Raw genomic sequence first — 19,736 nt, forward strand, 5'->3', positions numbered from 1 at the left:
TCCACGCGGTCACACCTCCCTGGTCAGTTGCTCGAACACCGACGGCCGCAGCGCGACCAGGCGGTCCAGCATCATTCTCTGTACGGCGATCTGCTCGTCGATGTCCTCCAGCGCGGCGACGACGTCGTGCTGACGGTGCACGGCGGGGATGTCCACCGGGAACTCCGTGAGCATGGTCGAGTTGAGCGAGGGGACCGTCCCTGACTGCGCCTGGGCCAGCAGTTCCCGCTGCACGGGCGGGTGGGTCAGATACGCGGCCAGGTACCCGGGGAGGATCCGGGACTGGTCGGGACGGATCCGCAGGCACGACGAGCTGTACAGCCAGCCGGACTGCTCGTGCTTGATCAACGCGAGCCGGCCGAGCGTGCCCTGCCGTACCAGGAGCACGTCCCCGGCGCGCAGTTCGAACCGCGCGAGCCGCTTCGCCTGGGGGTGGGACACCCGGCGCAGCCGCCGGGTGTCCACGGTGAGGTCTTCGGTGAGGTCGGGGGGCGCGACGACCGGGACCCCGCTGGGGCCTTCGTGGAGATTGTCGAGCAGCGAGCCGGACGGGCCGGCCGTGACTCGGCAGAAGTGCCCCAGGCGGGGCCGGTCGTCCCCCGAGGCGGACCAGGGCCGCTCAGGAGCCATGGATGTGTGACCTTCCCACGGGAGAAGCCCGTCCTTCCTCGACGACGTCGCTCAGGCGACGCGCAACCAGTACTTCAGCGCCGCACGGAGCAACTCCTCCACGGCCACGGTCAGTGCGGCGAGGGCGATCGTGGCCACCGCCGCCGCTCCCTGCCCGGCCAGGCAGGCCGCGACCAGGGTCACGACGACGACGACCACCAGTGTCACCGTGGCCTTCCTGGTCTGCCGGGGCCAGGTCCAGGCATGATGGATGTCGGCGATTCTCAAGGGAATCTCCCTTCGGCCCCGTCAGGGGCAGTCGGGCCGCACCGCCCTGCTTGGTTTGAGCCCTAGGTGGGGGCGGTGCGGCAGTTAATTCATTGAGTGTGATTCGGGTCCCGATGGTGATAACTGTAGCAGAAGAAAGATGCGAAGACCTCTTCGCATTGCGTGGGACGCTTCGCACGTGTGCCCGCCGCTACCATGCCCCCATGGCACCCACCCGCGACCCCGAGGCCACCAAGGGCCGGATCTTCGACGCCGCCGTCGCCGAGTTCGCCCGCTACGGCGTCGCAGGCGCCCGCATCGACCGCATCGCCGCCGGGGCCAAGGCCAACAAACAGCTCATCTACGCCTACTTCGGCAACAAGGCCGAGCTGTTCACCCGGGTCCTGGAGAAGGCCATGCTCGACCTCGCGATCGCCGTCCCGGTCGACGCGGACGACATCGAGGGCTGGATCGACCGGGTCATGGACTACCACGTCGCCCACCCCGAGGTGCTGCGCCTGCTCTTCTGGGAGGGCCTCGAGTACGGCACCACCGAACTGCCCCACGAGGCCGAGCGCCGCGACCGGTACCGCGACAAGATCGCCGCCATCCGGGACGGCCAGGAGCGCGGGGTCGTCAGCGAGGCGATCCCGGCCCGCGACCTGTTCTTCCTGCTCATCGCCCTGGCCAACTGGACCGCGGTCGTCCCCCAGATGAGCCGCATCGTGGTCGGCCGCGACCCCGGCGACCGCGAACGCCTGCGCGCCTCGGTACGGGAGGCCGCCCGCAGGCTGGTGGCCCGGCCGTAGACGGTCCGGCCGGGGCCAACCGGGGCCTGGGGCCCACGGTTTTCCGGTCCTAGTTGGTGCCGATGCGGGCCAGCAGGTCCACGATCCTGACCTGCACCTCGGGACTCGTCGAGCGCTCGGCCAGGAACAGCACCGTCTCCCCCGACGCCAGCCGGGGCCGGTCCGCCTGGTCGACGGCGGCAGTGTAGACGACCAGCGGCGTGCGGTTGAGCTGGCCGTTCACCCGCAGCCAGTCGATGATCCCGGCGGATCCGGCCTGCCGGGGGTGCACCTGCATCAGGTCCATCACCACCAGGTTCGGCCGCAGCTGCCCCGCGAGCAGCACGGCATCCGCGTCACTGGCCGCCCGCGCCACCTGCATCCCACGCCGCTCCAGCGTCGCCGTCAGGGCCAGTGCGATCTCCGCGTGCTCCTCGATGAGCAGGACCCGCGGCGGGTGCTGCTCACTGTCCCGGGGCGCCAGCGCCTTCAGCAGTACGGCGGGATCGGCGCCGTACGCCGCCTCCCGCGTCGCCTGCCCGAGACCGGCCGTGACCAGCACCGGAACCTCGGCGGCCACCGCCGCCTGGCGCAGCGACTGCAACGCGGTCCGGGTGATCGGCCCGGTCAGCGGGTCCACGAACAGCGCCGCCGGGAACGCGGCGATCTGCGCGTCGACCTCCTCGCGCGAGTGCACGATGACGGGCCGGTAGCCGCGGTCGCTGAGCGCCTGCTGGGTGGAGACGTCCGGCGCGGGCCACACCAGCAGCCTGCGCGGGTTGTCCAGCGGCTCCGGCGGCAGCTCGTCGTCCATCGGCACCGGCCGCGGCGGATCCGCCACCTCGACGGCCCCACCGGGACCGTCCAGCGGCTCGGGGCCCTCGGCGGCATTCTCGTCCGGTGCTCCTATGGCGTACGACCGTCCTGCCCCGTCGGTCGCCCCCGGAACGAGCCGCGACTGACCGGCGAGGGAGGGCTGGGGCAGCGGCTGGCCCGCGAGCGAGGGGTGCGCGGGCAGGGGCGCCTGGCCGGCGACGGGCTGCTCGGCCTGCGGGTGCGGACGCGCCGTCTGCTCGGGTCGGGACGCCGGGTCCGGCGGGGTGCCCAGCTTGCGGCGGCGCCCGGAACCGCCCGCCGCGTGCGGGGCGGGAGTGGCCGTGGCCTGCGCGGCGGGCTGCGCCTGCTGGACCTGGGCGGCCTGCCGGGTGAAGGGAACACCCTGGCCCAGCGTCCGCACGCTGATCGCCCGGCCCTGGGTGGAGTTCGGGTCCATCGGCAGCGCCGCGGCCTCGGCGGGCAACGGCTGCGCCACGGCGGCGGCCGGGGGCACCGGGGCCTCGGGCGGGAGGGGGGGTGCCCGTGCCGGGGGTGGCGGTCGGCGGGGCGGGGACCGGGCCATGGGGCGCGCCGGGCGCGGACTCGGCCGGGAGTGGCGCGGCCTGCCCCGGAGTCGCGTTCGCGGGCTGCGGCGGGGCCGGCTGGCCGGGCAGCGCCTGTGCGGGGAGGGCCTGGGCGGGGAGGGGCTGCCCGGCCGGGGGGACCGGCTGGCCGACGGCCTCCAGGCCCGGCTGCACCGCTTGCGCCGGCGCCATGGCCTGGTTCGGGACGCCTCCGGGCGCCACGGCGCCCCCCGGCTCCGCGGGCTGGCCCACCGCGCGGCGGCGGCGGCCGGTGGGCGCGTTCGTGGGGTGCGGCTGGGGCGGGGTGTGGTCGTCGGCCTGGTCCTGCGCCACGGCGTCATGGCGGCCGTGGTCGATGAGCGCGTCCTCGGACGAGCCCTGGGCGGGAATCTGGGCCGACGGAGCCTGACCGGGCACGGGCCCGGGTCCTGGAACCGGGACCGGGACAGGAACCGGCCCGGCGTCCTGCACCTGTCCAGGTACCTGTCCGGGCATCTGACCAGGAATCTGACCAGGAATCTGTTGGGGCAGCTGACCCGGGACCTGCCCCGGAATCTGACCGGCGACCTGACCGGGAATCTGTTGGGGCAGCTGACCCGGCACGCCCTGACCCGGCACGCCCTGACCCGGCACGCCCTGACCCGGCACGCCCGGACCGGCCAGGCCCTGACCGGGTACGCCCGGACCGTCGGCCGTCCGGTCCGCCTCGGCGGGCGGCAGGGCGAACACCGTGCGCGGCCCCGCCTCCTGCGCGGCGGCACGCTCGGACGCGGCCGCGAGGGCACGTCGTCGGCGTCCGGTCGGCTCGCCGTCCTCAGCGGACGCGACCGGTACGGCCGGCACGGGAGCACCGGCGACCGCGGGCAGGGCGGGCGGCAGGGCGTTCTGCGGCACTTCGTCGGCGGGCAGGCCCCGCCGACCGCCGGGCGGCGCGGGAACGCCCTGGGGCGGAACGGTGCCGCCCAGTCCCGTACCCGCCGCGGCCGTACCGGCCGCGCTCTCGGCGGCGGTCACGACCGCCCCCTCGGCCACGCCCGCACCGGCCGACTCGACCACCGCGACCGCCGCGCCGTTCTCGGCGGGACGGGCACGCCGCCGCCCCGAACCGCCGGAGGCCTCCTCGGCCCCCTCGGGCAGCTCACCGGGCGTCTCGTCGGCGGCCGGGCCGCGTCGGCGCCGGCGTCCGGTGGGCGGCGCCGCCTCGGCTTCGCCGCCCTCGGCCGCGGCCGGAACCTCGCCCTCCAGGAAGGCGTCCACGGAGGAGCGGCGGGCCCGGCGGCGGCCGGGAGTCTGTTCGGCGGGCGGCTCGCCGTCGAGCGGAGCGCTCTGCGCCGGGGGCAGGGCGGCGGGCAGCGCGGCGGGTGCCGGAGGGGCGACCGCGCCCGCTCCACCCCCGAGGGGCACTTCGAGGACGTACGCACTGCCGCTCATGCCCGGCACCTCGTGCGTCTGGAGCACGCCCCCGTGGGCCCGCACGATCCCGCGCACGATCGGCTCGTGCACCGGGTCGCCCCCGCTGTACGGTCCGCGCACCTCGATCCGTACGACCTCGCCCCGCTGGGCGGCCGCGACGACGACCGTGTTGTCCATGTAACCGCCCGCCGAGACGGGCGCGTTGCCGGTGGCGTCGACCCCGGCGACGTCGGCGACGAGATGCGCGAGCGCGGTCGCGAGCAGCCGCGCGTCGACCTCGGCCTCGATGGGCGGCGCGTGCACGGCGAACTGCACCCGCCCGGGCCCGATGAGCTCGACGGCCCCGTCGACACCGGCGGCGACGACCGCGTCGAGCATCACCTTCGTACGGACGATCTCGGCACTGCCCGCGTCGAGGCGCTGGTAGCCGAGGACGTTGTCGATGAGGGTGGTGATCCTCGAATATCCGGCCGACAGGTGATGGAGCACCTGGTTGGCCTCGGGCCACAGCTGCCCGGCGTCGTCCGCGGCGAGCGCGGCCAGCTCGCGGCGCAGCTCGTCGAGGGGCCCGCGCAGGGAGGTCGCGAGGAGGGTGAGCAGCTGGTCGTACCGCCCGGCGAGGGCGTCGTAGCGGTCCTTCTCCCGCTCACCGAGGGCCGCGTAGCGTTCCTCGGCGGCGGCGACCTCCTCCGCGTGCTCCTCGTGCAGCTCCTCCAGCTCGGCGACGTGCTGCTGGCGGAGCGCGGTGAGGTCGGAGGCGTGCTCCTCGGAGAGCCGCTCCAACTCGTCCTCGTGCCGCTTCTCGACGCCTTCCTTCTCCGCGAGGAGATCGTCGTACGACCGCCGGTCGGTGAACGTCATCACGGCGCCGACGAGCTGGTCACCGTCGCGCACCGGAGCGGTGGTCAGGTCGACGGAGACCTTCTCGCCGCCCTTGGACCACAGCACCTGCCCGCGCACCCGGTGCTTGCGGCCGGAGCGCAGGGTGTCGGCGAGTGGCGACTCGTCGTACGGGAAGGGCGAGCCGTCGGCGCGCGAGTGCACGACGAGGGTGTGCAGCTCCTTGCCGCCGAGATCGCTGGCCCGGTAGCCGAGGATCTGCGCGGCGGCCGGGTTGACGAGCACGATCCGACCGTCGGTGTCGGTCCCCACAACGCCTTCGGACGCCGCCCGCAGGATCATCTCGGTCTGCCGCTGCGACCGGGCCAGCTCGGCCTCGGTGTCCACGGTCCCGGTGAGATCCCGTACGACGAGCATCAGCAGCTCGTCGCCGCTGTAGCCGTAGCCGTCGTAGGCCTGCTGGCCGTTCTCCAGGTTGGCGCTGGTGACCTCGACGGGGAACTCCGAGCCGTCGGTCCGCCGGGCGATCATCCGGGTCGGCTTGGTCCGCCCGCGCGGGTCCATGTGGTCGGGCCGCCGCATGGAGCCGGGGATCAGCTTGGAGTCGAACTGAGGCAGCAGGTCGAGCAGGCCCCGCCCCACCAGAGCGGTGCCGGGCGTCTCGAAGGCCTCGAGCGCGATGGTGTTCGCGTTGACGACGGTCCCGTTCGCGTTGACCAGCAACAACGCATCGGGAAGGGCGTCGAGTATGGCTGCGAGGCGAGCAGCGCCTCGGGATGGCCTGCTGCTCACGAGTCGCTTCCTCCCTGTTACCGCACCTTGCCGACCGCTCGGGCCATCTTGCCAACCGGCCCGCAGCGTGTCACGCGAGGGAGTCTAAGGGCTGGGTTCCCGTCTCAGGCCCCGGATGAGAGGGAGCTCGCACGACGAAGTGACGCGGAACGTGTGACCGTCGTATGACCTTCGCGGGAGATGCACGGGACGAGTGAAGCCGCCGGGGGAACCCTGTGGGCGGGCCGTCGCCCCGCGGCGGCGGCCACAGAACGGAATCCGGGCTACCGCCCTCGGGCGGGGAGCGAGCAGTTTCAGCGGGCAGAGTCAGCGGGCCGTTTCAGCGGGGAGCGTGGGCAGCAGGGGCACCATCCGGTTCCACCGCTCGATCCCGCACCCGTCGCGGCGGTCGTACGTCGTATCGACGGGCCGCCCGGCCCAGCGGCCGGTGACGTGGGCGGTGGCCGGTCCGCCGTACCGCATCGTGCACGGCGAACCGCTCGGCACCGGGGCGAACGGGTCCCGCCCCCAGCGGGTGCCGCGGTCCACGGTCCGGCAGGCGCCTGACACGTCCGGGTGACGGCCGCCGGCGGGCCGGCACCACACCTCGAACACACCGTCGAGCCGTCCGCCCGCGTGCCGGACCGTGACGACGAGGTGGTCCTGGTCCGCCCGGTCCTCCTCCCGGACGGGCGGGGGCGCGAGGGCCGCGCCGACGGGGGCGGCGGAGGCGGGCCAGGGGAGGAGGGCGCCCAGGGCGAGGGCGCCGGCCAGGGACAGGGCGAGGGTGCTCCGGCGCCGCCGGGGCGGGCTGCTGCTGGGCGGGAGGGCGGTGACCTGCGACATGCCCTGACCAACGCGGCGCCACGCCGGACGTTGCGCTCGGGGGAAGCCCTTTGCCCTGTGACCCGACTGCCTAGTACCGTGGACGTCGATTGGTGACAGCACGCTCGACTGTGTCATCATCTGCACGCACCACTCGCACCCACGCGAGAGGTTGTGCTGGAGGCGTCGCCTAGTCCGGTCTATGGCGCCGCACTGCTAATGCGGTTTGGGCCTTAAAGCCCATCGAGGGTTCAAATCCCTCCGCCTCCGCCAGATCTTCCGAAGCCCCGGTCCGTTCACGGCCCGGGGCTTCGTCGTACCCCAGGACCTTCCCGATCGCCCCTTGAGGCCGTTTCCGCAGGTCACAAGGGGTACGGCAAACGGATTTCACATGTCGGCGGCAGTCATGTAATGTTCTTCCTGTCGCCGAGAGCGGCCCGGAAGGGCAAGGATCGAAGACAAGAAAACCGAATAACACGCACTCGTAGCTTAACGGATAGAGCATCTGACTACGGATCAGAAGGTTGCAGGTTCGAATCCTGCCGAGTGCACACAAGTGAGAGGCCCCGGAGAGATCCGGGGCCTTTTGCGTTTCGGGAGCGTACAGCAGCGAAGTACAGCAACGGGTGGCCCAAGGGGGTCGGCCAGCTCGCGGACAGGGTCCGCGCAATCCGTATGCGACCGGGGGTCTCGCACGTGCGTAGCAGGGGAGGGGAACTCATGAAGATCAAGACCGGCAGAGTGGTGCTCATGACCATGGTCCTGGTGGCGCTGGTGGGGTGCGGGCGCAGCGCAACCGAGGGAACAGGGGACTCGCCGGCTCGGGCTTCAGGTGCGCCGTCGTCGGTGCAAGACGGTCTCTCTCCCGAGGATCTGCAGAGCCGATGGTGGACGTGGGCGCTGTCGGAACCCGAAGGCACCAATCCGGTCGCTGACGAGGATGGGAGCGATTGTGAGCGCAACCAGCCGCAGGACGTGTGGTTTCTGGCGGGTACCTTCGGCACTCAGGCCGAGCGCAGTTGCCACGTGCCCGAAGGGGTCCCTGTCGCGTTTCCCTTGGTGAACCTGATGGGTGAGCCGGCGGACTGCGCAATCTTCATGAGCGAGGCCAAGGGGTCCGCAGTCCTGGATGGCGAGAAGGTCGAATCGGAGACGAACCGCGGAGAGCCGATCTCTGTGCAGGGCGTTGCCTTCAACCCCGTCACAGGCACGGACGAGCGCCTCACGACCACAGGGTGCGGCCTCTGGGTGCAGTTGCCCCCGCTGAAGCCCGGGAAGCACACACTGACAATTCGTGGCCAGGCCCAGGACTTCGCCGTTGGTGTGGACTACTCCCTGACCGTGGATGCTGCATAGGCGAACGACGTGCAGGGGACCCCAAGTTCGGGGTCTCCTGGAGAGCAGGTCACGGCGAGGAGTCCTCAGCCGGCGCCGCCCATGGTTTCGCTGCGGAGGTGTTCGATGCACGACGACGTAGCCGAGTTCGCGTTCCTGCTGACGCGTCTGAAGGAGCGCAGCGACCGCAGTTACGCGGCGCTGGCCCGTCGGCTCGATGTGCACGCCTCCACCCTGCACCGCTACTGCTCGGGAGAAGCGGTCCCGCAGGACTTCGCCGGAATCGAGCGGTTCGCCGTCCTCTGCGGTGCCTCCCCCGAGGAACGCACGGAGCTGCACCGCCGGTGGGTCGTGGCCGCCGCCGCGCGGCAACGACCCCGCCCCTCCGGGAGCGGGCAGGCACCCGGGTCCCGCACCGCCACGAGCACGGCCGCACCGATCGCCCCCGCGAGGGATGCCGCACCGGCCGCCCCCGCGAGCGATACCGCCCCGATCGTCTCCGTGAGCGGGAGCAGCCCGGGCGTGGAGGCGACCGGGCTCGTGTCGCCGGTCGGCCGGCGTCCCGAGTCGGCCTCAGCGCCCTGGCCGCAGCTCCACGGCGGGCGCCCCCGGCGACGCCCCGTGCGGTCGATGGCACTGGTGGCCGGGCTCGCCGTCGCGCTCCTCGGCCTCACCGCCTCCGCCGCCGCACCCCCCTCCGGGCCGGCCCCGCACGACGGCAACCGCCAGCCGAACCGGGGACGCGCAGGCACGGCCCCACCGGTGGCCCCTCTCACCTGGACCGCCAACTCCCACACCCTCGGACTCAACGGTTGCGGCGAAGAGTACGTCGTCGCCAAGCCACCGCAGGAGGTCCCGCCGCCCCCGCACCCGGAGGACATCGCCGCGTGGGCCGCCTCCCAGCAGGCGGTGCACGGCGGCCCGACCGACGTGCAGATCATGGTGCAGGGACGCGGCTCCGCCGCCGTCGTCCTGGAGGCCCTGCACGTGCGCGTGGTCAACCGCGTCACCCCCGCAGCCGACCGGGGCATCGTCTATTCCCTGAGCCCCGGCTGCGGCGCCGGCATCATCCCCCGCTTCTTCGACGTGAACCTCGACGCGGACCAGCCCCTGGCCCGTTCGGTTCCCGGCGACAACGGGGAGGGCACGCCGATCCCCGCGATCGCCTTCCCCTACCGGGTGTCCCTGCAGGAGCCGGAAGTCCTGGTGGTCTCCACCCTCAACGAGTCCTGCACCTGCGACTGGTACCTCGACCTCGCCTGGTCCTCACAGGGCCGCAGCGGCACGGTCCGCATCGACGACCACGGCCGCCCCTTCCGCTCCACCAGCCCCGGAGGACTGCCGGGCTACCGGTACGACCGCGTCTCCTCCGACCCCGGACGCTGGGTCCCGGTCCCCGCCGCCGAGGAGGCGGAGACCGAGGACTGACGGAGCGACAGGCCGCGTGATCCGCCCGGCCGGCGGCCTCCGGGCGTCAGCGGGTGCTGGTGGTGCGGATGTCGGTGATGTCGCCGAACACCGACTCCAGCTTCACGACGAGGTCGGTCCACACCGTCGGCGTCTCCCCGCCACCGTAGGCGTGGCTGACGACGATCTCACGGCTGTCGGCGCCCGCGCGCACCGTCCAGTCCACCGGGACGTTCCGGGCCCGCAGGACACCGTCCACCTTGTTCTTCTTCTCCCAGGCCGTCAGGCGCTTGGCGAGGGCGGGTGTCAGGTAGTGCGCGCGCAGTGCCTTGGCCAGTGCGGTGTCCGGGTTCGTGGTGTCGTCCTTCGCGTCGACGTAGGCGCCGTAGAAGTCGGCGACCTGGGTCACCGGGTCGCCGTTGAAGCCGCTGACCGACCGCACCGCGGCGGAGCTCTTCGCGGTTGCCTTCGCGGAGGAGGTGCCCGTGGTGCGGATGTCGGTGATGTGGCCGGTCGGCTCCTGCGTCACGACGAGCCTGGCCGTCCTCGTCGGCGACTCCCCGCCGCCGAAGGTCAGGGTGACGACGACCTCGAGGCCGTTGCGGCCCTCGCTCACCGTCCACTGCACCGGGACGTTCCGGGCCCGCAGGACACCGTCCGCCCTGTTCTTCTTCTCCCAGACCGTCAGGCGCTTGGCGAGGGCGGGTGTCAGGTAGTGCGCGCGCAGCGCCTTGGCCAGTGCGGTGTCCGGGCCTGTTGCGTCGTCCTTCGCGTCGACGTAGGCGCCGTAGAAGTCGGCGACCTGGGTCACCGGGTCGCCGTTGAAGCCGCTGACCGACCGCACCGCGTGGGCGGGGACGGTGGCCTGTGCCGCCACCTGCGTCGACACGCCGAGCCCGACGGCCAGGGCGAGAGTGGCGGCGAGGGCCGCACGGCGGCCCGGACGACGACGTGCGTGGGTGTTCCTGCTCATGTCGGGTCTTCCTTCTTGGTACGTGGTCCGTAGGGGTCGCTCCCGGCCCGCGCCGGCTCTCGACGACGGCCGGACGCGGTGCATCGGACGCCGCGCCTCGGGCGTCGGGGCACACGGATGCCCGGTACGCGGGCACAGGGCGGGAGTCGTCGCCAGGCAGCCACCGGGGCCTCGGATCGCCCCGGCCGGTGCGACACCCACAGCTTCGAAGACACCGGGGACCCACCGCAACCACCGCCGGCCAACCCGCGACGACGCAACCGTCCCACCCACCCTGAGCTGCGCGGACACGCACTGCCTGAGACGCCCGTCGCACGCTCCCTCAGGAGTCGGTGAGCACCCACTGACGCACGTTGTCGGCGTTGGTGCCGTACCAGTAGTGGGGCAGGCCCTTGATGCCACTGGTGCGGAACGGGCGGCCGTGGTCGTCGATACGGACCGTGCCGGTGCGGCCTTGTGAGGACCAGTCGAGTTCCAGGTACCAGCTGCAGTCGCAGGCCTCGGTCGTCGCGGTGACCTGCAATACCTCCGGGTCGTCGGCGGAGACGCGGTAGGGGAACTCCACCGCGGGGAAGGGCTTCCCGCTGTCGTTGCCGGGGCGCGCGTGGGCGATCGGGCGGTCGACGTCCAGGTTCACGGAGAAGTTACGGGGCGGCAGATCGCTGCCGCAGCCCTGGCCCATGGCGTACGCGTTGCCGGCGACCGGGGCGTCGCGGCTGACGACGCGGACCCGCAGGGCCTTCAGGACCACGGCGGTGGACGACTTGCCCTGCACCGAGATCTGCACCGTCGTCTGCCGTCCGGGCACCGCCCGCTGCGTCGCCGCCCACACCTCGGCGTCCTGCTGCACCGGCGGCGGGGGCACCTGGGCCGGTTCCTTCGCGATGACGTAGTCGTGGCCGCAACCGCCGTCCCAGACCTGCGAGTCGGCGGTCCAGGCGAGGGGCGCGCCGGTCTGCGCGGGGGCGTCGCCGTCCGCCGGCGGTCCGCCCTTCGGCTCGGGGCTCCCCGATGCCCCCGAGGGCCGGTGCGAGGTACCGGTTCCCGTCGTAGGGGACTGGCCCTGCGCCTTGGCGGAGTTGTCGTGGGACCGGTCGGCCGACAGCGCCGACACACTGCCCAGCGTCACCAGCAGCACGGTCGCGGCGGCGCCGACGGCGGTGCGGCGACGGCGGTACCAGGGCCGTCGCGTGGAGCGGGCCGCATCCCCCTGGACCGACGACTCGGGACGGCCCGGTCCGGGAGCGCCGGGAACGCCGGGAGCGGGCGTCCGGGTGTCGGAGGCGGGCGGCCGGGTGTGCGGGGTGGGCGCTTCGGCGGCAGGAGCGGGCGGCCCGGCGTCGGGTGTGTCCGCGTCGGGCCGTGCTGGTGGACCGCTCGTGCCGTCCCCGTCACCCGCCCTCGGCCGCTGTCGTGCCGCCACCGCGAGCAGCCACAGGCGGTGCAGATCGAGGCGTTCCTCCGGTGTCGCCCCGCAGAAGGCGGCCAACCGCTCCACCGGGGCGTACTCCTGCGGGACCGCCCCGCCCGCGCAGTAGCGGTGCAGCGTGGAGGTGTTCATGTGGAGACGGCGGGCCAGGGAGCCGTAGCTCCTGTCCGTGCGGTTCTTCAGCCGTCGCAGCAGCGCCGCGAACTGCTCGACGTCGTCCTCGGTCGACACCGTTGCCCGTCCTCCCCCTGTGCCCGTATCTCAGGCGGCCCATATACCTGCACGTCAGGTGGCCTGGGATGGTTCCACCCCCGCCGGACGAGCGTGGGGCGTTGCGCCGGGCCGACGTGACGGCTGATGCTCTTGGTGTCGCACCGACCAGGGCCGGCCCGATCAGGCCCGGACCGATCAAGGCCGACCGACCAGTCGGCGGCGGCGACCCATGACATCCCTGCACTCCTTTACGGGGACACCCATGCACTCATTCAGGGGGACGTCCATGCCCACGAAGACGGCCGTCACGGCCGCGCACAAGCTCCACTGACCGCATGACCGGGGCCGCCCTCCGCCACGGGGGTGGGGAGGGCGGCCAACAGAGAAGGAAGACCCACATGAACAGGAAGTCCCTGACGCACCGTCGCGCGGCCGTCGCCGCCGGCCTCGCTCTGGCCGTCGGACTCGGCGTCTCGACCCAGGTGTCGGCACAGGCGTCCGTCCCGGCCCGCGCACAGGCGTCCACCGCCGCGTCGCAGTCGGTCAGCGGCACGCACAACCAAGCGCTGACCAGGGTCGCCGACTTCTACGGCGCGTACATCGACGCGGAGGGCAACTACCCGGACCCGGACGTCGCGCTGGCCAAGGCGCTCCGCAAGCACTACCTGACGCCCGACTTCGCCAAGCGGCTGGCGGCCTGGGAGAGGAGGAACGAGGCGGACGGCGTCCTGCGCGCCCAGAACGTCCCGGCGAAGTGGACGCTGACCGACAACGGAGCCATAGGCCACGCCCATGAGGTCGTCGTCACCCTGACCTTCGGCAGCGGAGGGACGACGCAGAAGATCAAGCTCTTCGTGCTGGTGGAGCGGTACAACCACATCTCCGACATCGGCACCACGAGCAGCCGCTGACGGAGCCGCTGACGAGGTAGCTAGGACCGGCAGTCGTTCCACAGGGCGGCCAGGCGGGCCGGGATCTGGGGGATCGCGGCGCAGCCCTGGGGAGCGGCGCGGAAACCGGCGCCGGCCACGTAGTGCCAGCCGGCGCCGGGGCGATCGGTGAAGTACTTCATCGCCGCCCCGTCGTCCTGGAGGGCGACCTGCTCCGCCAAGGTGCTGCCGGCGGTGGGCTGGAAGCGGGTTCCGGCGTAGAGGATGCCGTCACAGCTGCCGTAGTAGAAGGTGCCCTGGACCGGGGCGATATGGGTGAGGCGCGGCTGGGCCTGGCTGCCGTAGGCCGCCGTGACGCTCGCCTTGACGGCGGGCGGCACGGGCAGGGAGCGGCAGCCGCCGGTCTCGGCCGGGGCGCCGGCGGTGGTCGGGGAGGGGGCGCCGGCAGTGGTCGGCGTCGGGGAGCCCGCGGTGGTGTGCGGAGGGCTGCTCTGCGCGGTGCCGCCGGCCGGCGTGCAGCTCGTCAGCAGGGCCGCTGCCGCGGCGGCCACGCCCAGAGCGGCACCGCGGGACAGGAAACGGGTCCGGTGTGCCATGTCGAACCATCCTCTCTGATATGTCCAGACAGGCCAGAGACGGCGTAACCCGGCTACGTGATCCCGGTCTTGTCCCTTGGGACGCCCGCCCCATGCGCCCCGGTTTCACCTCGTCCCGCCGCGTCCCGCCGCGTCTCCTTGCGTCAACGGAGCCGCCGCCTACGGGCCACTCTCGAAGAAGCCGGACCGCAGGTCCGTGACCACGGCGTCGAGCGGATGCCCGCTGACGACGAACGGTCCGCTCCAGGACGCGCTGAGGGCGAACAGCAGGGCCAGGCTCAGCCCGACCACGCTCGACACACCCGCGACGAGCAGGGACGTGCGCGGGCTGTTGCGGAAGACCAGGGCGCCGGAGTTCACGATCAGGGCCAGTCCGCTGACCGCGAGCGTGACGACGTAGAGCACGGGAACGTCGCGCCCGGCGGCGGCGACGCGGGCGCGACGGCCGCTGGTGACACCGTCCAGGGACACCACCAGCTCGGTGCCCGTCGTGGTGCCCACCTCGGGCCGGGCCGCCTCGGCGCGCACGGTCCGCTCCAGCCGCGCGATGGCGCGAGCGGTGGCCCGGTCGTCACCGGACGCCGCTGCCGCACCCTTCCACTCCTTGGCACGCGTGGTCCGCAGGTAGTCCAGCAGGGCCGCGTGGATCGGCTCCGACTCGACCCGGGGGCCGGTCGCCGCCCAGGCCAGGCGGGAGGCCGCGGCGGCCTCGTCGCTCACCAGTGCCTCCGCCGCGCGCACATAGCCGGCCTCGCTGGCCAGCGAGAGCGCCGCGAAGATCGCGAAGGCGGCGCCCAGGGACGGCATCAGGGGGGTGGCGATCCTCGCCACCTGGTCCTGCTCCCCGGCCGGTACCAGGAGCCGTACGCCGATCCGGGCCCCGGCCGTGAGCAGCAGGGCGAGGAGGAGCCCGCCCACGACCAGCACCACGGCGGGCAGCGAGGTCAACCAGGTCACGACATCACCGCATCACCACATCATCGTGTCGCCGCTCACGCACAGCGCGTCAGCGCGCTGGACGCCCATGATCACAGCCGGCGGACCGGTGACGGCGCAGACGCCCGGCACGCGGCGCGCGTCGTGGGCCGAACAGGCGACCGCCGTCAGGCCGAGGAACCCGGCAGGACGCGTACGAAGCCCTCGGGCCAGTCGTCCTCGTCGAGTGTGTGCTCCTCCACGACGAAGCAGTCCGGTTCGGCCGAGAAACCGGGCAGGAGGCGGGCCCGGTGGATGCGTTCCTCCGCCTTGTCGACGGTGGAGTAGACGCCGAGGAGTTTGGAGTCGTCGCCGTCCTGTTCGTCGATGTACACCGTCTCGCCCTCACGGTGCACGGTGACGCCGTCGGCACCGGCTTCGTTCTGGTGTCCCACGTGCCACAGCAGATAGACCGTCATGCGCCGGAGGCTACCGGCGTCATCCCGTGGTCGGCCGTACCGGGTGCCGGGGCGATCACCCCGTGCCGGGTTCCCCGCCCTGGTCGGCGCGGCGCTCCTCGCGGTACGCGTTCGCCAGGGTGGTCGCCCGGGTGAACCAGTCCGTCAGCACCGCGATCTCGTCCGGGGAGTAGTCCGCGAAGAGATCGTTGAGACGGTCGTAGTACGGCTGGTAGAGCGCGTACGCCCGGGCCACGGCCGTGGGGACGGCGGCCACCCGCACCCGGCGGCGGTCCTGGGGGTCGGGGCGCCGGGTGACGTAGCCGGCGCGTTCCAGCCGGTTCAGGATGCCGGTGACCGCGCCCGTGGTGACGTGCACGCGGGTCGCCAACTCGCCCGCCGTGAGCAGGTTCTCGCCCGCCTGGAGGACGTAGGCGAAGCAGGTCAGGTCGGTGACGTTGAGGCCGAGGCGCTGGGCCATCTCCTGCTGGCCGATCATGCTCGCCGCGATGAGGTCGTCCATGGCCGAGATCGCCTGGGCGGGGGTCGCCGCGGGGCGGGGGCGGGGTGGCTGGGCTGTCATCGGGGGCGGGGTCCTCTCGGAGGGTTCGTGCTGGGTCCTTGTTATCTGCTTTCGGTTTCTCTTACCTTGTAAGAGGTTAAGTGCATCAACTTCTTAGATCGTGAGGGAATGACATGGCGGGTCATCTGTACGACGAGGGGCACACGGTCGCCGGCTGGACCGGCGTCGCCATCGCGACCGCCGGGACGACGGTGATGGGGGTCGGGGTGTGCGCCGTATCCCCCGCGCTGCTGGTCGGCGGGGGCGCCGTGGTGGTGCTGAGCGCACTGGTCACCTGGGCGCTGCACCTGGCCGGGTGGGGCAAGCCGCCGGGCGTGCGGCCCCGGGCGGAGTGGGGGATGCGGGTGCGGGACACCTCGGCCCGGGACGGTCATCCGGAGTGCGTCGGCTGCCTGATCGCCGGTCGGCGCCCCGCGCGGGTCGCTGGACGGACGGTTCTCGCAGGTGGGAGCGCATTGTCAGAGGCGGGGGCTAGCGTGGTGGGCGATGGCACAGGCATGGAGGTGCGCGGGGCTGCGGTGGGCGACTGAGGGTCCCGTGCTGCTGTGGGACGGGGGCCGGCGCAGCCCGCTGTCCCGGGGGAAGCGGGTGGCCTTCGCGGTCGTGGAAGGGGGCGTGCGCGGGTGTGTCGGGGCCCGGGGGCACGCGTGCCCGGTGCGGGCGGCGGTGTCCGCGCGGAGCACGGGGGCGCGGTGCGAGGAGTGTGCGCGGCTGGACCGGGCGCACTCCGTCGCCGCGGACGGGACCGCCGACGATCCGCGGCCGTACCGGGTGTACCTGGCCTGGTTCGGGCCGGGGCTGGTCAAGGTCGGGATCACGGCGGCCGGGCGGGGGCCGGCACGGCTGCTGGAGCAGGGGGCGGTCTGCTTCAGCTGGCTGGGCAGCGGGCCGCTGATGGCCGCGCGGCGGACCGAGGAGCTGCTGCGGGCCGCGCTGCGGGTCCCGGACCGGATTCCGTACGCCGAGAAGCGGGCGGTGCGGGCCCGGCTCCCGCGGGACCTGGAGGAGCGGGTCCGGGAGATCAGGGAGGTGCACGGGCGCGCCGTGGACCTGCCCCAGTGGCCCGAGTCGTTGACCCGTGCGCCCTTCGAAGCCGTCGACCACCTGCGGGTGTTCGGCCTCGACACGGCACCCGCGGCGCGGGGCGAGGTGACGGAGCTGGTCGAGGGCGCCGTGGTGAGCGGGGAGCTGGTGGCCGCGGCCGGGCCCGATCTCCATCTGGCGGGCGGGGAGGGGGTCATCGTGCTGGACACCCGGTTGATGAGGGGGTGGGAGCTGGTTCCGGCGGGGTCCGAGGGGGGTTCCGAAGTGCGGCCACCGGTGCGGGGGTTCAGGGTGGAGGGGCACGCGCAGGACGGCCTGTTCTGAAGGCCCGGCGCCCTCGCCGGCCGGTACGGTCGCAACCGACGGGCACGGCCGGAACCGAGCGGTGGCGCCCGCGCGTTGCCCAGGGGGAGCACAGCCAGGGGCCCGGGCCGTCCTTACCCGGCCGGTCGGGGCCGAAAGGCTGTGAGCAGGGCCGCAGCCGCCCGAGATCAACGCGGCGTCAGGGGTTGCCAGGCATTGCCTGAGAGGCTCCTGTGCGTTTCTCAGGCAAATCACAGGTTGTCGAAAGAGTGCTCTCAGAGGACACCGACAGGGTGTTCCCCATGACCACGACCTCGCCCCAGGGGCGCACCGAACTGCTGAGGCCGGACGGGAGCCCCGTCCGAGTGCTTGTGGTGGACGACGAGCTGTCGATCACCGAACTGCTGTCCATGGCCCTGCGGTACGAGGGATGGCAGATCCGGAGCGCGGGCGACGGCACCGGTGCCATCCAGACCGCCCGGGAGTTCCGGCCCGACGCCGTCGTCCTCGACATGATGCTGCCCGACATGGACGGGCTGACCGTCCTGGGCCGGCTGCGCCGTGAGCTGCCGGACGTCCCCGTCCTGTTCCTCACCGCCAAGGACGCCGTCGAGGACCGTATCGCCGGTCTGACCGCCGGTGGCGACGACTACGTCACCAAGCCGTTCAGCCTGGAAGAGGTCGTGGCCCGGCTGCGCGGTCTCATCCGGCGCTCCGGCGCCGCCGACCGGCGCTCCGACTCCGTGCTCGTCGTCGGTGACCTCACCCTCGACGAGGACAGCCACGAGGTCTCGCGGGCCGGGGACAACATCCACCTCACCGCCACCGAGTTCGAGCTGCTGCGCTTCCTGATGCGCAATCCGCGGCGCGTGCTGAGCAAGGCGCAGATCCTGGACCGGGTGTGGTCGTACGACTTCGGCGGCCAGGCCAACGTGGTCGAGCTGTACATCTCCTACCTGCGCCGCAAGATAGACGCCGGCCGGGAGCCGATGATCCACACCCGGCGTGGGGCCGGCTACCTGATCAAGCCCGCCGCGTCATGAGCGGGCGACGACGGCCGCGTCCGCAGAAGAGACGAGCGGGAAAGCCGCGGACCCTGCGGACCCGGCTCGTCGTCGTGTCCGTGACCCTGATCGCCGTGGTGTGCGCGGTGATCGGGACGGTCACCACCCTGGTTCTCCGGGACCACCTGTACGGGCAGCTCAACGGCCGGCTCGGCGAGGTCGCGGCACGCGTGGCACCTCGCGACTTCGGAGGGGGACCCCCCAGCCAGCCCAAGAGCGGCACCTTCTCGCCCGGTCAGCAGCTGGGCAGGGAGAAGGAGACCGACCTCGCGAAGTTCGTCACGCTGGGCCCGCAGCCCGCCGGCACGATCGCGGCCAAGGTCGTGGACCGGACCATCACCGATGCCAAGCGCGGTGTGACGACCGACTCCACCAACAACTTCGAGATGGACGACAAGCCGCTCACGGACGCTCAGACCAGGGCGCTCAACTCCGTCTCCCAGGACGGCGCGATGCACACGGTGGATCTGCCCGGCCTGGGCTCGTACCGCGTCAAGTACGCGAGCAACGACACCTCCGGCTACTACGTGGCCATCCCCACCGCGGACGTCGACAACACCATCAACACCCTGATCATCGTCGAGATCAGCCTCACCGTCGCCGGTCTCCTCGCCGCCGGTCTCGCCGGGACCGTCATGGTCAACGTCGCCACCCGCCCCCTCCGCAAGGTCGCCGCCACCGCGACCCGTGTCTCCGAGCTGCCCCTGCACACCGGTGAGGTCAACCTCAGCGAGCGGGTGCCCGAGTCGGAGACGGATCCGCACACCGAGGTCGGCCAGGTCGGTGCCGCGCTGAACCGGATGCTGAACCACGTCCACGGCGCCCTGCACGCCCGCCAGGAGAGCGAGATGCGGGTCCGCCAGTTCGTCGCGGACGCCAGCCACGAACTGCGCACCCCCCTCGCGTCCATCCGCGGCTACGCCGAGCTGACCCGCCGCGGACGCGAGGAGGTCGGCCCCGACACCAAGCACGCCCTCGGCCGCATCGAGTCCGAGGCCGGCCGGATGACCCTCCTCGTCGAGGACCTGCTGCTGCTCGCGCGGCTCGACGCCGGGCGCCCGCTCCAGTTCGAGCACACCGACCTCGTACCGCTGGTCATCGACACCATCAGCGACGCCCGCGCGGCCGGACGCGACCATGTGTGGCGGCTGGAGCTGCCCGACGAGCCCGCGCTCGTCTCCGCCGACGCGGCCCGCCTGCAGCAGGTGCTCGTGAACCTGCTGGCCAACGCCCGGACGCACACCCCGCCCGGCACGACCGTCACCGCACGGGTGCAGCGGCGCGGACCGTGGCTGTGTGTCGACGTCCAGGACAACGGACAGGGCATTCCGCCCGACCTGCTCCCGCACGTCTTCGAGCGCTTCGCCCGCGGCGACTCGGCGCGTTCCCGTGCCACCGGCTCCACGGGCCTCGGTCTGGCCATCGTGCAGGCCGTGGCGACCGCGCACGGCGGTGCCGTGACGGTGGACAGCGTGCCCGGGCAGACCGTCTTCACGGTGCATCTGCCCGCCCTGGCCCCCGCCGTGCCCCAGCCCGCGCCCGAAACGAACTGGCAACTCGACTCACAGGTCGAGCACAGTGCCACCACATGGGTGCAACAGGGCACTTGACGA

Annotated in this window: 17 protein-coding genes, 2 tRNA genes and 1 pseudogene; 10 read left to right on the forward strand and 10 right to left on the reverse strand. The window is 72.7% G+C overall.

The annotated features are described in order from the left end of the window. Positions 1-9: 9 nt before the first annotated feature. Positions 10-630 carry a restriction endonuclease subunit S gene (locus tag U5640_RS23680; protein WP_340377765.1) on the reverse strand — a complete coding sequence of 207 codons (621 nt, stop codon included), beginning with the start codon at positions 628-630 and terminating at the stop codon, positions 10-12. A 51-nt stretch (positions 631-681) separates the two neighbouring features. Beyond that, positions 682-897 (reverse strand): hypothetical protein, encoded by a 216-nt coding sequence (locus U5640_RS23685; protein ID WP_340377766.1) that lies wholly within the window; start codon positions 895-897, stop codon positions 682-684. Positions 898-1,100: 203 nt separating this feature from the next. Between U5640_RS23685 and U5640_RS23690 the strand changes: the two genes are divergently transcribed. Beyond that, positions 1,101-1,685 carry a TetR family transcriptional regulator gene (locus U5640_RS23690; protein WP_340377767.1) on the forward strand — a complete coding sequence of 195 codons (585 nt, stop codon included), beginning with the start codon at positions 1,101-1,103 and terminating at the stop codon, positions 1,683-1,685. Positions 1,686-1,734: 49 nt separating this feature from the next. On the opposite strand, the pseudogene U5640_RS23695 reads toward U5640_RS23690, so the two are convergent. Then, positions 1,735-6,040 (reverse strand): annotated as a pseudogene (locus U5640_RS23695) (PAS domain-containing protein). 375 nt (positions 6,041-6,415) lie between these two features. After that, complete coding sequence (locus U5640_RS23700; protein WP_340377768.1) at positions 6,416-6,934, reverse strand: SSI family serine proteinase inhibitor; 519 nt, start codon at positions 6,932-6,934, stop codon at positions 6,416-6,418. A 158-nt stretch (positions 6,935-7,092) separates the two neighbouring features. Between U5640_RS23700 and U5640_RS23705 the strand changes: the two genes are divergently transcribed. From U5640_RS23705 to U5640_RS23720, 4 genes are all read left to right on the forward strand, one after another. Further along, positions 7,093-7,186 (forward strand) — tRNA-Ser (locus U5640_RS23705). Between the two features lie 205 nt (positions 7,187-7,391). Then, positions 7,392-7,464: transfer RNA gene (locus U5640_RS23710), tRNA-Arg, on the forward strand. Positions 7,465-7,633: 169 nt separating this feature from the next. Continuing rightward, a complete protein-coding gene (locus U5640_RS23715; RefSeq protein ID WP_340377769.1) occupies positions 7,634-8,269 on the forward strand; it encodes a signal protein in 636 nt (211 codons plus the stop codon). A 105-nt stretch (positions 8,270-8,374) separates the two neighbouring features. Beyond that, positions 8,375-9,676, forward strand: coding sequence for a helix-turn-helix transcriptional regulator (locus tag U5640_RS23720; RefSeq protein WP_340377770.1), 1,302 nt, complete (start codon positions 8,375-8,377; stop codon positions 9,674-9,676). A 46-nt stretch (positions 9,677-9,722) separates the two neighbouring features. On the opposite strand, the gene U5640_RS23725 is transcribed toward U5640_RS23720, so the two are convergent. Both U5640_RS23725 and U5640_RS23730 read right to left on the reverse strand, forming a co-directional pair. Further along, positions 9,723-10,628: a hypothetical protein gene (locus U5640_RS23725; RefSeq protein ID WP_340377771.1), complete on the reverse strand. Its 906-nt coding sequence runs from the start codon at positions 10,626-10,628 to the stop codon at positions 9,723-9,725. Positions 10,629-10,950: 322 nt separating this feature from the next. Further along, on the reverse strand, positions 10,951-12,288 hold the full coding sequence (locus tag U5640_RS23730) for a helix-turn-helix transcriptional regulator (protein ID WP_340377772.1): 1,338 nt from the start codon (positions 12,286-12,288) through the stop codon (positions 10,951-10,953). Positions 12,289-12,668: 380 nt separating this feature from the next. On the opposite strand from U5640_RS23730, the gene U5640_RS23735 reads away from it, so the two are divergent. Next, entirely contained in the window at positions 12,669-13,181 is a 513-nt protein-coding gene (locus U5640_RS23735; RefSeq protein WP_340377773.1) for a hypothetical protein, read from the forward strand. 20 nt (positions 13,182-13,201) lie between these two features. Here U5640_RS23735 and U5640_RS23740 read toward each other — a convergent pair whose 3' ends face one another. From U5640_RS23740 to U5640_RS23755, 4 genes are all read right to left on the reverse strand, one after another. After that, positions 13,202-13,756: a hypothetical protein gene (locus U5640_RS23740; RefSeq protein WP_340377774.1), complete on the reverse strand. Its 555-nt coding sequence runs from the start codon at positions 13,754-13,756 to the stop codon at positions 13,202-13,204. Between the two features lie 159 nt (positions 13,757-13,915). Next, the gene (locus U5640_RS23745; protein ID WP_340377775.1) at positions 13,916-14,713 is read right to left on the reverse strand and encodes a hypothetical protein; all 798 of its coding nucleotides are present in this window, start codon (positions 14,711-14,713) and stop codon (positions 13,916-13,918) included. A gap of 146 nt (positions 14,714-14,859) precedes the next feature. After that, positions 14,860-15,150 (reverse strand): hypothetical protein, encoded by a 291-nt coding sequence (locus U5640_RS23750; protein WP_340377776.1) that lies wholly within the window; start codon positions 15,148-15,150, stop codon positions 14,860-14,862. A 55-nt stretch (positions 15,151-15,205) separates the two neighbouring features. Beyond that, the gene (locus U5640_RS23755; protein WP_340377777.1) at positions 15,206-15,712 is read right to left on the reverse strand and encodes a MarR family transcriptional regulator; all 507 of its coding nucleotides are present in this window, start codon (positions 15,710-15,712) and stop codon (positions 15,206-15,208) included. Positions 15,713-15,825: 113 nt separating this feature from the next. Between U5640_RS23755 and U5640_RS23760 the strand changes: the two genes are divergently transcribed. The 4 genes from U5640_RS23760 (at position 15,826) to U5640_RS23775 (ending at position 19,733) form a co-directional block, all read left to right on the forward strand. Beyond that, entirely contained in the window at positions 15,826-16,242 is a 417-nt protein-coding gene (locus U5640_RS23760) for an HGxxPAAW family protein (protein WP_340377778.1), read from the forward strand. Next, positions 16,199-17,080: a DUF2797 domain-containing protein gene (locus U5640_RS23765; RefSeq protein ID WP_340377779.1), complete on the forward strand. Its 882-nt coding sequence runs from the start codon at positions 16,199-16,201 to the stop codon at positions 17,078-17,080. The genes U5640_RS23760 and U5640_RS23765 overlap by 44 nt, the downstream gene beginning before the upstream one ends. Before the next feature lie 281 nt (positions 17,081-17,361). Then, a complete protein-coding gene (locus tag U5640_RS23770) occupies positions 17,362-18,102 on the forward strand; it encodes a response regulator transcription factor (protein ID WP_059202906.1) in 741 nt (246 codons plus the stop codon). After that, entirely contained in the window at positions 18,099-19,733 is a 1,635-nt protein-coding gene (locus U5640_RS23775) for a HAMP domain-containing sensor histidine kinase (protein WP_340377780.1), read from the forward strand. Before U5640_RS23770 ends, U5640_RS23775 begins: the two co-directional genes overlap by 4 nt. Positions 19,734-19,736: the final 3 nt, after the last annotated feature.

It is taken from the genome of Streptomyces sp. SS7, assembly GCF_037993025.1.
Taxonomy (GTDB): domain Bacteria; phylum Actinomycetota; class Actinomycetes; order Streptomycetales; family Streptomycetaceae; genus Streptomyces.